Raw genomic sequence first — 12757 nt, forward strand, 5'->3', positions numbered from 1 at the left:
GAGGACGGACCCTGTGCCACAGGACCCCGCACCCTGCGGGCCACGGTCGGGGGCCAGCCCCCGAACCCCCGCGCCTCAAACGCCGGCGAGGCTGGGTGGGTGTGGCTCAAGCGGCGGCGGGCCGGGATTCGTGGCTCGGCTCGCCCGGTGGAGCTGGATATCGTGCCTCGGCCTGCCCGGCAGGGACGGGTGGTGTGGCTCAAGCGGCGGCGGGCCGGGATTGTTCGGGTCCCGGAGCGGGGCCGGGGTCCCGGGGGCCGCCCGGGGGCGGGCCGCCCCCGGGAATAAACGGAGACTCCCTCCTGTCGCTCCTGGTAGGCGAACCCACCACCCAGGAGGCCCCCGTGCACCCCCCAGCCCTCGGCACCGCCCCCACCCCCCTCTCCGTCCTCGACCTCGTCACCGTCGGCGACGGCACCACCCCCACCGACGCCTTCCGCGCCAGCGTCCTCCTCGCCCGCTACGCCGAGTCCCGGGGCTTCCACCGGCACTGGGTCGCCGAGCACCACTCCATGCCCGGGGTCGCCTCCTCCTCCCCGGCCGTGATCCTCGCGCACCTCGCCGCCCACACCCGCCGCATCCGGCTCGGCTCCGGCGGGGTCATGCTCCCCAACCACGCGCCCCTGGTCATCGCCGAGCAGTTCGGCACCCTGGAGGCGCTCGCCCCGGGGCGGATCGATCTCGGGCTCGGGCGCGCCCCCGGCACCGACGGCGGGACCGCCGCCGCGCTGCGCCGGAGCGACCGGATCGGCGAGGGCGCCGAGGACTTCCCCCAGCAGCTCGCCGAGCTGACCCGGTTCCTGGACGACGACTTCCCCGACGGCCACCCCTACACCCGTATCCACTCCGTCCCCGGCCCGGTCCAGGGCACCACCTCCCGGCCGCCCGTCTGGCTCCTCGGCTCCTCCGGCTTCAGCGCCCGGCTCGCCGGCGTCCTCGGGCTGCCCTTCGCCTTCGCGCACCACTTCTCCGCGCAGAACACCGTCCCCGCGCTGGAGCTGTACCGGGAGTCCTTCCGGCCGTCGGCCGCGCTGGACACGCCGTACGCCCTGGTCTGTGTCGCCGCCCTCGCGGCGGACAGCGAGCGGGAGGCCCGGCGCCAGGTGATGGCCGGCGCCCTGGCCATGCTGCGGCTGCGCACCGGCCGCCCGGGGCTGATCCCCACCCCCGAGGAGGCGGAGGCGTACCCCTTCAGCGCCCCGGAGCGGGAGTTCGTGGACGGCTGGGTCGCCACCATCCCGCACGGCACCCCGGGCACCGTCCGCGAGGGCCTCGATCTGCTCCACAAGCGCACCGGGGCCGACGAGCTGATGCTCACCGCGCACACGCACAGCAGCGCGACCCTGCTCCGCTCCTACGAACTGATCGCCGACGCCTACGACTTGCCCCGGGAAGAGGCGTCCGATGTGATTTATTCCTGAACGGTTCCTATGGCTTGTTCAAGGCATCCTTAACCGGTCCTTAAGCCGCTTGTCATGCTGGTGGCAAGCGGCTTTTCTTATGCCTGAACGGCCCTGACGAGCGGATTCTCACCAGGATTGGTCTAGTCCTTCTGTGGTCAAGACCATTGACGAGGTGGTGGCCGGATCGCTGTCCGTTCCCCCAACTCCTCCCCAGGAGACCTCCCCCCACCTCGGAGGCTGTACGTGAGCTCCCGCAGACCCCTGATCGCGGCCCTGACGACGGCGGCGGTCGCCGCCGGTGTCATGGCCGGCTTCGCCGCCACCGGCACGGCGAGTGCGACCTCTCCCCAGAGCGCCGCCGCTGCCGCCCCCACCACCGGCGGCGTGAAGATCGCGTATTACGACCAGTGGAGCGTGTACGGCAACGCCTTCTACCCCAAGCACCTGGACACCCGCGGCATCGCGGGCAAGCTGGACATCATCAACTACTCGTTCGGCAATATCCACCCCACCGAACTGACCTGCTTCCAGGCGAACAAGGCGGCGGGCGACGACAACAACCCCAACGCCGGTGACGGCGCGGGCGACTCGTACGCCGACTACCAGAAGACCTTCAACGCGGAGACCAGCGTCGACGGCGTGGCCGACCGCTGGGACCAGCCGATCGCGGGTGTCTTCAACCAGTTCAAGAAGCTGAAGGCCAAGCACCCCAAGCTGAAGATCAACATCTCGCTGGGCGGCTGGACGTACTCCAAGTACTTCCACGACGCGGCCAAGACCGACGCCACCCGCAAGAAGTTCGTCGCGTCCTGTATCAAGCAGTACATCGACGGCGATCTGCCGGTCGCGGACGGCTTCGGCGGCGTCGGATCGGCCGCCGGTGTCTTCGACGGCATCGACATCGACTGGGAGTACCCCGGCTCGAACGGCGGCCACCTGGGCAACCACTACGGCCCCGAGGACAAGGCCAACTTCACCCTGCTGCTGGCCGAGTTCCGCAAGCAGCTCGACGCCCACGGCGCGGCCAAGGGCGGCAAGAAGTACCTGCTGACCGCCGCCATGCCGGCCGGCCAGGACAAGATCAAGCACATCGAGACGGACAAGGTGGGCGCGTACCTCGACTACGCGAACATCATGACGTACGACATGCACGGATCGTGGCGCTCCAAGGGTCCGACGTACCACCAGTCGCCGCTCTACTCGCCCGCGTCCGACCCGACCGACCCGATCGCGCCGGGCACCGAGAAGTACTCGATCGACAACGCCGTGAGTGCCTGGATCGACGGCAAGCCCGCCTACGGCATCGCGGGCGGCTTCCCGGCGAAGAAGATCACGCTCGGGTACGAGATGTACTACCGCGGCTGGAAGAACGTCCCGGCCGGCGCCAAGAACGGCCTCGGCGGCTCCGCCAACGGCGGCAGCGCCCCGCGTCCGCTGAGCCAGGGCGCCGGTATCGCCAACTACAACGAGCTGGGTGGCATCGTCGACAACCCGGCGACCACCTTCTGGGACGACGAGGCGAAGGCCTCCTACTTCTACAAGGACGGCGAGTTCTTCACCGGTCTCGACAAGCGGTCCATCCAGGCCCGTGCCGACTACGCCCACCAGCGCGGTCTGGGCGGCGCGATGCTCTACTCCCTGATCGGTCTGGACCCCCAGACCAAGCTGCTCAACGACGTGGTCGCGGCGGTCGGGCCCTCCCCGGTGGACCCGAACCCCACGCCGAGCCCGAGCAACCCGAACCCGTCGCCGAGCAACCCGAACCCCTCGCCCAGCCCCAGCAACCCCAACCCGTCCCCCTCGCAGCCGGGCCCCGGCTGCACGGCGGCGGCGTGGGCCGCGAGCGGTACGTACAACACCAACGCGCTGGTCTCGCACAAGGGCCGCGTCTGGAAGGCCGGTTGGTGGACCCAGGGCGAAGAGCCCGGGACCACGGGCCAGTGGGGCGTCTGGCGCGACCAGGGCGCCTGCTGATCCAACCCCCCGGCAGCCGCCACCGCACCACCGCTGAACCGCACCACCGCACCACCCGGCAGTGAACCCCGCCGGCCGGCCCCACCCGGCCGGCAGGGACCCCGCCGGCCGGCCCCACCCGGCCGGCGGGGAAGCGGCCGGCGCACCGCACGGAAACCCAGAAGCCGCAGTGTCCCCCCACACGCCGCCCCCGCCCGGAAGCCCACCTCTTCCGGCCGGGGGCGGTCTCATGTCCCCGTTCACGCGGACAACGGAACGCCGATCAGCTCCCCGATCCGCTCCGGCGAGACCGCCCGCGAGTACAGCCACCCCTGCCCGGTGTCGCAGCCGATCCGCCGCAGCCGCGCCGCCTGCCCCGCGGTCTCCACGCACTCCGCCGTCACGGTGAGCCCCAGCCGGTGGGCGAGCTGCACCATGGCCTCCACGATCGTCTCGTCGGCCGGATTGGGGTGCGCCTCGTCCTGGAAGCCCCGGACGAAGGAGCCGTCCAGCTTCAGCACCGACACCGGCAGCCGGGAGAGATACGCCAGATTCGAGTACCCGGTCCCGAAGTCGTCGATCGCGATCTGCACCCGCATATCGCTCAGCGCCTGGAGCGCCTGGAGCGGCCGGCCCGCCGAGCCCATCACCGCCGACTCGGTCAGCTCCAGTTGCAGCAGCCCCGGATCGAGCCCGGTCTCCGCCAGGATCTCCGCCACATCCGCCACCAGGTCCGAGTCCCAGACCTGCCGTACGGCGACATTGACGCTCATCACCAGCGGCGGCGACTTCGGGTGCTCCCGCTGCCACTGCCGCGCCTGGCGGCAGGCGGTCCGCAGCACCCAGCGGCCCAGCTGCACGATCGAGCCGTCCTCCTCCGCGATCCCGATGAACCGATTCGGCGCGAGACTCCCGAACTGCGGGTGGTTCCAGCGCACCAGCGCCTCCACGCCGTGCATGGCCCCGTCGGCGAGCCCCACCAGCGGCTGGTACTCCAGCGCGAACTCCCCGCGCTCCACGGCCGGCCGCAGCGTGGAGGCCAGCGCCTGCCGGGTCACCCGGTGCGCGTTGCGCTCCGGGTCGAAGAGCGTCCAGCGGGCCTTGCCGTCCTCCTTGGCCCAGAACAGCGTGGTGTCCGCCGCCTGCATCAGCCCCGTCGCGGTGGTACCGGCGACGGTGCGCTCCACCACCCCGATCGACGCCGACACCGAGAGCCGCTGCCCGTCCAGATCGAACGGGCGCTGGAGCGCGGCCAGTACGGAACGGGCGACATCGGCGAGCTGCTCCGTCCCGGTGGAGTCCTCCACCAGCACCGCGAACTCGTCCCCGCCGAGCCGGGCCACCAGATGGCCGCAGCCCGCCTCGCCGTCCCCGGCCGCGCACTCGGTCAGCCGGGCGGCGACCGCGGCGAGCAGCCGGTCCCCGGTGCGGTGGCCGAGGGTGTCGTTGATGGCCTTGAAGCCGTCGAGATCGAGATAGCAGAGCCCGATCCGCCCGGTGGAGCCCGCCTCGTACACCGAGGACTCCAGCGCCGCCGTGAGCCGCTCGAAGAACAGGGTGCGGTTGGGCAGCCGGGTCACCGCGTCGTGCATCTGGAGGTGGCGCAGCCGCGCCTTGAGTTCGCGCCGGTCGCCGATGTCCGCGACACACAGCAGCACACTGCGGCTCTCGGGCAGCGGTGCCACGGTCACCTCCGCCCAGAGGGGGCGCCCGTCGGGGTGCTTGAGCCGCCTGGTGCACCGGAACCGGGAGCGCCGGCCGCGCAGCACCTCGCGGTACGCGTGCCAGACACGGCGGTCGGACGCCAGGTCCACCAGCTCGGCCGCGGGCCGGGCGCACAGGGTCGCGGGGTCGCCGCCCAGCAGTGCGGCGAGCGCCGGGTTGGCGCTGACGATCAGGCCCTCGTGGTCCACCAGCGCCATCGCGATATGTGCCGCGGTGAACGCGGCACGGTGGTCGCGCAGTTCGGAGATGGAACAGCCGTTACGCTCCGTGATCCGCTGCCGGGTCCTGTTGGGAGCTGCGACTCCCGTGGGCCCTGTTCCTTCGGAGGTTGCGCTCACCGCTCACTCCCGTAGTGCAGTTGTGTCGTGCAGGGGCGTACAGATGTGGTCGGGAAAGGTCGGGTACTTGGGCAAAGAGGTCGGGAAAGTGTGCCGATCATAGGGGCTGCTCCCAGCGCCGTACCAGCTCCGCCACATGGGTGGTGCCCGTTCACGGCCCCGGCCGATCGTTTCTGCGCGGGTCTTTACCGAGGCCGTTACCCGAGCGACCGGATGTGACATTCCGTGACTCGTCGGAGTGTCGATATCTCCCGTTGGCGTGTGCTCCAGGGGTGGCGGGATCACTCGACTGGGGCACCGGAACAGGGCGTACACCGGTAAAACACCACAAAGTGGTCTCGGTGTCTCCCATTCCGCAGCCGGAGGTCTACGTGGAGGGTCAGCAGTCACCCGAGGGAACACCCGGGGGAGTGGAACCGGCCGGGCCGCACGGCGGGTACGGGACCGCCGGTGCCGGGCGCTCCGGCGATGACGGGCGCTCCGGCGATGACGGTGTGGGTGTGGGTGTGGGTGGCGGTGGCGATCGCTGCGAGGGCGAGGGCGAGGGCGAGGGCGTCGGCGGCGGTACGGGGGCGGGGGAGCGGGACCGGGGGCGGTTGCGCAGTGCCGCCGCCGCCCTCACCTCGCTCATGGCGATCGCCGCCACCTCCCTGGTGACGGGGCCGGCCGTCGCGAAGACCTCCGCCACCCCCTGCGCCCTGCCGCGCACCCAGGCCCACCACTCCCTGGGCCTGGACACCTGGAACACCGCCTACCCCCGCCCGGCCCGCAGGCTCGACGCGGTCATGATCTTTCTGTCCTTCCCGGACGCGGGCCCCCACTACCCACCGGACCGGCTCGCCGCCGACCACTTCCCCGCCACCAGCCAGTTCTTCGACCGCGCCTCGTACGGCAAGTTCGAGCTGCGCCCGCACCCCCAGCCCGGCTGGACACAGATGCCGAAGGCCTCCACCGCCTACGGGATAAGCCGCGACTGGGACCCCGCGCAGCGCTCCGCGTATCTGCGGGACGCCTTCGCCGCCGCCGACCGGGACGTCGACTTCTCGCGGTACGACATCGTCTATCTGGTCGCCGACCCGGACGCTCCCGGGGTGGACTCCGACGCCACCAAGGTCGTCAACTTCGACCGTCCGATGAGTGCCGACGGCGCCCAGATCCGGCGGGTGGTCACCGTCTTCGAACGGCACCCCCCGGACCGCAATGTGCTCGCCCATGAGACGGGCCATGTCTTCGACCTGCCGGACCTCTACCACCGGCCGACGGACGGCAAGGGCGACTGGGACACCTATGTCGGCGACTGGGACGTCATGGGCAGCCAGTTCGGGATGGCGCCCGACCTCTTCGGCTGGCACAAGTGGAAGCTGGGCTGGCTGGACGGACGGGCCGTGCGCTGTGTGACCCGGCCGGAGCTGATCACCCTGGAGCCGATCGCCGCCCCCGCGCCGGGCGGCGGCCTCGGGACCCGGCTGGCGGTGGTGCGCACCGGGGCGGGCACCGCGCTGGCCATCGAGGCGCGCGGGGCCACCGGGAACGACGAGTCGCTCTGCACGGAGGGGGTGCTGCTCTACCGGGTGCAGTCGGACACCGCGTCCGGCGGCGGTCCGATCGAGGTGCTGGACACCCACCCGGAGAGCGAGGCGTGCTGGGACCAGTCGGTGTATCCGCAGCTCGCGGACGCGCCGCTGGGGGTGGGGGAGACCTTCACGCTGGGCGAGGAGCGGACCCGGGTGGAGGTCCGCGACCGCACGGAGTCCGGGGCCTGGACCGTCAGGATCACCACGGCCTAGGGCGTTTCCTGTGGATCAGGCCGGGCTCGCGTGCCCTGGGACCGCGCCTCGCCGCGTTGTCGTCAGTCGTCGACACTCCGCGTGGACTCCTTCCTCCGCCTCGCGATCCACGACCCCGGACCCCGCTCCCTGATCCGGCCTGATCCACAGGAAACGCCCTGGGGATCGTCCGGCGACGGTGCTCCCTGCCGCCGGCGCTCCGGTGCCTCCGCCGCTCCGGTGCCTCCGCCGCTCCGGTGCCGCAGCGCTTCCGCGCGCCTGTCGCCGGTGCCGGTCGTCCCGCCGTGATTCCGCGGAGCCCTGGTTTGGTCTAGACCAAGAGGGGTACGCTTCCGTCGCCGCCCGGGGCGTCCTGGAGTTGCCTCTTGACATGGTCATGCCCTTTATGTCCTGCGGGCGGGCGGCACGCGCAGGAGTGCCCACGAGCCCCGTCCGGGAGGCGGCGGCCACGAGGACGCGGCCGTCGTGACCGCCCGCCGGGTCCCCGGCGGCCGCCCCGCCGGCCGGCCGAACCGGCCCACCGGACGCCACACCGAGATGAGGTCCCATGAACCGGCACCAAGCCACCGCCCGCGCGGTCGCCGTGGCCCTGCTCGCCACCGGCCTCGCCGTCACCCCGGCGACCGCCGCCCCCGCAGCCCCGGCCACCGGCGTGGCGAAGGCCCGCGTCAGCGCCGACTGGGCCACCCAGTCGATCGTCTTCACCGCCGCCGCGGGGCAGGCCAACGACCTCCATGTGATCCCCAGGGACCTCGGCGACGGGGTCCGGCGGATCGGCTTCCGTGACGCGGTCCCGCTCCAGCCCGGCGACCACTGCGCGTACCTCGAACCCGGGGACGACTCCTATGTCGTCTGCGAACTGCCCACCGGGAGCCCCCGGCCGGACAGGATCGACGTCTTCCTCGGCGACCGCGACGACACCATCGCCACCAGCGACCCCGGGGTCGCCACCGTCCGGGGCGGCACCGGCGACGACACCCTGCACGCCCACACCGCGCACACGGTGCGGGGCGACGCGGGGGACGACATGGTCATGGGGCTCGCGGTCCTGGACGGCGGCGACGGCATGGACCATCTGATGGGCGACGACAGCGACCAGCGGCTGTGGGGCGGCCGGGGCGACGACATGATCGAGGCGTACGGCGGTGCGGACGTCGTGCACGCGGGGCCGGGCGACGACCACGCCATGGGCGGGGACGGCCGGGACGTCCTCCTCGGTGGCCCCGGCAACGACACGCTCCACGGCGAGGGCGGCGACGACCTGGTCAGCGGCGGCCCCGGGAGGGACACCCTCGACGGCGGCCCGGGCCGCGACATCGTCCTGCGGTAGACGAAAGAGACGAGAGAGCCCCCCGGCTGTGCCGGGGGGCTCTCTCCGTCTGTGCGCCGCCAGGGACTCGAACCCCGGACCCGCTGATTAAGAGTCAGCTGCTCTAACCAACTGAGCTAGCGGCGCCTGCTGACGTCGTAGACATTAGCACCCTGTCCCGCGCGGAGAAAAATCGATATGGCGACCTCCGGGGCGGGGGTGGTGCGGGCGGCCCGGACACAGGCCCAGAGCAGCACCTCGGGGCCCGGGAGCCAGGGGTGACGGGTGTCGGGGGCCACCAGCCAGCGGGCGTCGGCGGGCGCGCCCGCGCCCTCGGTCAGCGGGGGGACGGTCACCGCGTCGCCGGTGCCGTGACAGAGCAGCGGCGGTACGGCGCCGCCCCACTCCTCCCACCCGAGCAGGGCGGGGAGCCGGCCCGCCGAGCCCGGCGCGGCGAAGATCAACATCCGCCCCCGGTGGGTGGCGACGGGCCCGGACCCCGGGCCCTCCTCCCAGAGCCGGTCGAGCATCTGGCGGCCGAAGACGGCCGGGGCGCTGACGACGTCGAAGACGGAGCCGCAGGGGAGCTGTGCGGTGGTGGCGGGGGTGCGCTGCCACTGGGCGAGGAGGGAGTGCGGATACGTTCCGGCGGAGGCGAGCCACTGCGCACCGGGCGCGGTGACCCGGGTCTCCGGGGCAGGGGCGTCGGGGGTGGGGTCCGGTGGCCATAAGCTCATGAGAGAGATGTACCCGCAGTAACGGGGGGATCGCCGGGTGTCGGTGAAACCGGGGACAGGGAGCCCTGCCCCGGGGTATCTTGCACGCCCCCGTCATATGCCCCTGGCGCGCCACCCCGGGCATGGCGCGCCGTGCGGGCCGCGCTCGGGGCCGGCCCCGAGCCCTCGCGCCTCAATCGCCGGCGGGGCTGGGTTTGCTCGGGTTCCCCAGCCCGTCCCGGGACACCTTCCCGAGGCGGCTCCAGGGGAGGCCGAGGACGACCCCCCCCTGTGCCACAGGCGAGTCCTACTGGTGCGGGCCGTCGCGGAGGAGGGACTCGCCGAACTCGATCATCTTGAGGGCGTAGTCCTCGGTCCAGCCGGCCCGCCCGGCGATATCCCCGGCGGTCAGCCGGTCGAACCGCCTCGCATCCGCCAACTGCGCCGCCGCCACCGCCTGGAACTCCACCGCCCGGTCCGCCGCCGCGCGGAACGCCAGCGCCAGCTCCGTCGACCGCGCCAGCAGCTCGCGCGGGTCGTCCATGGACTCCAGGTCGAAGAAGTGCTCGGGATCGGCGACGGCCTCCGAGGGCTCGAAGAGCAGGGGCGCGGGCCGCATCCGGCGCGCGGGCTGCTGGGGTTCCGCCATGTGCTGCTTCCTCCTCGCACGGGTCACCGGCTGATCCGGACCGCCCTCCATTCTCCAGGCGTCCGCAAGTGCGCGCTCACCCCTCCAGATGGGCCGAGTCGTTCCAGCGGTCGACCGCCGGCGCGCCGTACGCCCACCCCAGGACCGACAGCGACGCCGGGTCCAGCTTCATCCGCGCCGCGAACGCCGGATCGAGCGACAGCCACCGCGCCGCCAGCACCCGCAGAATGTGCCCGTGGGCGAAGACCAGGACATCCCGGTCCGCCGACCGGGCCCACCCGATCACCTCGTCCGCCCGCGCCGCCACCTGGGCCAGCGCCTCCCCGTCCCGTACCCCGTCCCGCCAGATGACCCAGTCGGGGCCGGCGGCCGTCTCCCGGATGCCCGGCGTCGTCAGGCCCTCGTACGCCCCGTAGTCCCACTCCATCAGCGCGTCCCACGGCGCCGCCCGGTCCCCGAACCCCGCCAGCTCGCAGGTCTCCGCCGCGCGCGCCAGCGGGCTGGTCCGCACCTCCGCGTCCTTCAGCCCCGACCAGGGGGACCTCCGCAGCCGCTCTCCCAGCAGTCTCGCCCCGCGCCTGCCCTCCTCCAGGAGGGGCAGATCGGTCCGGCCGGTGTGTCTGCCGGACAGGGACCACTCGGTCTGACCGTGCCGGACGAGCAGGATGCGCGGTGCCATATCACGGCCTCCGTCGGTAATAAGTGCAGGTGATGGCGGTCCATCATCGCTCAAGGAGATCCAGGGCAACCCGCGGGACTCCTGTGGCGTCCCTGTGTGAGTCGGTACCCGCCGACGGAGCGCCGCCCTTTGACACCGTACGGTTGTCCGGTGGTCGCCGACCCATGGACCACCGGGCCACCGGACAGCAACAGGGGGAGAACGCTCGGATGCAGTACCCCGTACCCGTTCCACGGCCCCGCTGGTGGTCCGAACTGGTTCTGATCGTCGTGGTCTACATCGCGTACTCGGCGGGCCGGCTCCTCGCCCGCGGCGACGTGAACACCGCCGTCGACAACGGCCTCGCGATACTCCGGGCCGAGAAGGCACTCCTCCTCGACGCCGAGACCCCGCTGAACAAGCTCTTCACCGACACCCCGGCGATCGGCATACCCGCCGACTTCCTCTACGCCTCGCTCCACTACCTCGTCACCCCGGCCATCCTCGTCTGGCTCTTCCGCCGCCGCCCCGCCCACTACCGCGCGGCCCGCACCTGGCTGATGGCCTCCACCCTGCTCGGCCTGGTCGGCTTCACCCTCGTGCCGACCTGCCCCCCGCGCCTCCTCGACGCCAGCCACGGCTTCGTCGACACCATGGCCCAGTACAGCTCGTACGGCTGGTGGGGCGCCGAGGCCAGCGCCCCGCGCGGCATGGGCGGGCTGACCAACCAGTACGCCGCGATGCCCAGCCTCCACGTCGGCTGGGCGATCTGGTGCGGGGTGATCCTCTGGCAGCACGGACGGACCCCGCTGCTGCGGGCCCTCGCCGTCGCCTACCCCGTGGTCACCGTGATCGTGGTCATGGGCACCGCCAACCACTACTTCCTGGACGCCGTCGCCGGAGCCGCCGTGATGGGCGCGGGCGCCCTGCTCGCCCGGCCCGCGACGCGTCTCGCCGACCGGGTGCGGGCCCGTTTCACCGCCGCGTCCACCGCCGCCTCCCCGGCCGCCCCGCCGGATTCCGCCGACGCCCCCGGCCGCTCCGCACCGGCCACTTCGGACGGTACGGCCCCGATTGTCGGTGCCGGATGCCAGACTTCCCCGGGTGAGCGAATCCCAGGACAGCGCACCACCCCCGCGGACGCCGGAGACACCACTGCGGCAGCGGCTCGCTGAGCTGCGCGGGCCCGACACCCGCCCGCGCCCGCTGGACGCGCGGGCGCTGGCGGCCCTCGCCGCCAACCCCGGCTGCGAGCGGCGCGCCCTGCTCGACGGCGCCGGGGTGGACAAGGCCGCCCTCGCCGCCGCCCTCGGATCGCCCGCCCCCTTCGGCCAGTCCCAGTTCGCCTTCATGCGCGGCAACGCCTTCGAGGCCCGGGTCACCGCCGACGGCGGCGCGGAGCTGATGCGTCTGCTGGGCGTCGGCGAAGGGGTGGAGCCGCTCCTGCCCGACCTCGGCGCGGCGGGCCCCGAGGGCCGGGCCGCCCGCACCGCGCTGGCGCTGCGCGAGGCCACGGCGGCGGCCGGCTGGACCCTTCTCGACCACCCCATGCTCGCCCTGGAGGTCGCCGGCTCGCCCGCCTATCTGGAGCCGGACGCCGTGGTGGTCCACCCCGACGGCCGGTGGACCGTGGTCGAGATCAAGTCCTTCCCGATGATCGACGCGTCCGCCGACCCGGCGAAGGTCGGCTCGGCCGCCCGCCAGGCCGCCGTCTACGTCCTGGCCCTGGAGCGGGTCGCCGCCCACACCGAGGGGGCCCGGGTCGCCGACACCGTGCTGCTGGTCTGCCCCAAGGACTTCTCCAACCTGCCCACCGCATCCGTGGTCGACATCCGCAAACAGCTCTCCGTCACCCGCCGCCAGCTCGCCCGGCTGACCCGGATCGAGGAGATCGCCGCCGGGCTGCCCGAGGGCGCCTGCTTCGACCCCGAGCGGCCCGCGGCGGAGCTGACGGCCACCGTGGAGTCCGTCCCCGCCGCCTACGCCCCCGACTGCCTCGCCGCCTGCGAGCTGGCCTTCCACTGCCGCGCCCGGGCCCGGGCCCAGGGCGCGGTGGAGGCACTCGGCCGCTCCGTCCGAGGCGAGCTGGGCGGGCTCACCACCATCGGCGAGGTGCTGGCCGCCGCCCGGGGCGAGGCGGGCGACGGCCAGCACCCCCCGGACCCGGCCGGCGCCCCCCTGCGCCGCGCCGAGGCCCTGCGCGCCGGGGCCCCCGCCGG

General features: G+C 73.0%; 9 protein-coding genes, 1 tRNA gene and 1 pseudogene. 6 read left to right on the forward strand and 5 right to left on the reverse strand.

What is annotated here, in order from left to right:
• Positions 1-344: 344 nt before the first annotated feature.
• On the forward strand, positions 345-1421 hold the full coding sequence (locus tag ACWCRA_RS34845) for an LLM class flavin-dependent oxidoreductase (protein WP_351554123.1): 1077 nt from the start codon (positions 345-347) through the stop codon (positions 1419-1421).
• A 225-nt stretch (positions 1422-1646) separates the two neighbouring features.
• Positions 1647-3377 (forward strand): glycosyl hydrolase family 18 protein, encoded by a 1731-nt coding sequence (locus tag ACWCRA_RS34850; RefSeq protein WP_351554120.1) that lies wholly within the window; start codon positions 1647-1649, stop codon positions 3375-3377.
• Positions 3378-3616: 239 nt separating this feature from the next.
• On the opposite strand, the gene ACWCRA_RS34855 is transcribed toward ACWCRA_RS34850, so the two are convergent.
• Complete coding sequence (locus ACWCRA_RS34855; protein WP_351554117.1) at positions 3617-5419, reverse strand: putative bifunctional diguanylate cyclase/phosphodiesterase; 1803 nt, start codon at positions 5417-5419, stop codon at positions 3617-3619.
• 596 nt (positions 5420-6015) lie between these two features.
• On the opposite strand from ACWCRA_RS34855, the gene ACWCRA_RS34860 reads away from it, so the two are divergent.
• Entirely contained in the window at positions 6016-7206 is a 1191-nt protein-coding gene (locus ACWCRA_RS34860) for a M6 family metalloprotease domain-containing protein (RefSeq protein WP_451069446.1), read from the forward strand.
• Between the two features lie 547 nt (positions 7207-7753).
• Entirely contained in the window at positions 7754-8536 is a 783-nt protein-coding gene (locus ACWCRA_RS34865) for a calcium-binding protein (protein ID WP_351554114.1), read from the forward strand.
• A 52-nt stretch (positions 8537-8588) separates the two neighbouring features.
• Here the strand turns inward: ACWCRA_RS34865 and ACWCRA_RS34870 are convergent.
• From ACWCRA_RS34870 to ACWCRA_RS34885, 4 genes are all read right to left on the reverse strand, one after another.
• Positions 8589-8662 (reverse strand) — tRNA-Lys (locus ACWCRA_RS34870).
• The gene (locus tag ACWCRA_RS34875; protein WP_351554111.1) at positions 8653-9252 is read right to left on the reverse strand and encodes a bifunctional DNA primase/polymerase; all 600 of its coding nucleotides are present in this window, start codon (positions 9250-9252) and stop codon (positions 8653-8655) included. Before ACWCRA_RS34875 ends, ACWCRA_RS34870 begins: the two co-directional genes overlap by 10 nt.
• 286 nt (positions 9253-9538) lie before the next feature.
• Complete coding sequence (locus ACWCRA_RS34880; RefSeq protein ID WP_351554108.1) at positions 9539-9880, reverse strand: hypothetical protein; 342 nt, start codon at positions 9878-9880, stop codon at positions 9539-9541.
• Positions 9881-9956: 76 nt separating this feature from the next.
• Complete coding sequence (locus ACWCRA_RS34885) at positions 9957-10559, reverse strand: histidine phosphatase family protein (RefSeq protein ID WP_351554106.1); 603 nt, start codon at positions 10557-10559, stop codon at positions 9957-9959.
• Between the two features lie 209 nt (positions 10560-10768).
• Between ACWCRA_RS34885 and ACWCRA_RS34890 the strand changes: the two genes are divergently transcribed.
• Together ACWCRA_RS34890 and ACWCRA_RS34895 are read left to right on the forward strand one after the other, a co-directional pair.
• Complete coding sequence (locus ACWCRA_RS34890) at positions 10769-11713, forward strand: phosphatase PAP2 family protein (protein WP_451069445.1); 945 nt, start codon at positions 10769-10771, stop codon at positions 11711-11713.
• Positions 11643-12757, forward strand: a pseudogene (locus ACWCRA_RS34895) (hypothetical protein); the annotation flags it as partial. The gene ACWCRA_RS34890 and the pseudogene ACWCRA_RS34895, both read left to right, overlap by 71 nt.

It is taken from the genome of Streptomyces sp. NPDC001889 (assembly GCF_053594535.1).

What these genes read in the sequence shown, in the direction of transcription:
- ACWCRA_RS34865 (WP_351554114.1), top strand. Translation starts at nt 7,754, where the DNA reads ATGAACCGGCACCAAGCCACCGCCCGCGCGGTCGCCGTGGCCCTGCTC.
- ACWCRA_RS34875 (WP_351554111.1), bottom strand. Translation starts at nt 9,252, where the DNA reads ATGAGCTTATGGCCACCGGACCCCACCCCCGACGCCCCTGCCCCGGAG.
- ACWCRA_RS34880 (WP_351554108.1), bottom strand. Translation starts at nt 9,880, where the DNA reads ATGGCGGAACCCCAGCAGCCCGCGCGCCGGATGCGGCCCGCGCCCCTG.
- ACWCRA_RS34885 (WP_351554106.1), bottom strand. Translation starts at nt 10,559, where the DNA reads ATGGCACCGCGCATCCTGCTCGTCCGGCACGGTCAGACCGAGTGGTCC.
- ACWCRA_RS34890 (WP_451069445.1), top strand. Translation starts at nt 10,769, where the DNA reads ATGCAGTACCCCGTACCCGTTCCACGGCCCCGCTGGTGGTCCGAACTG.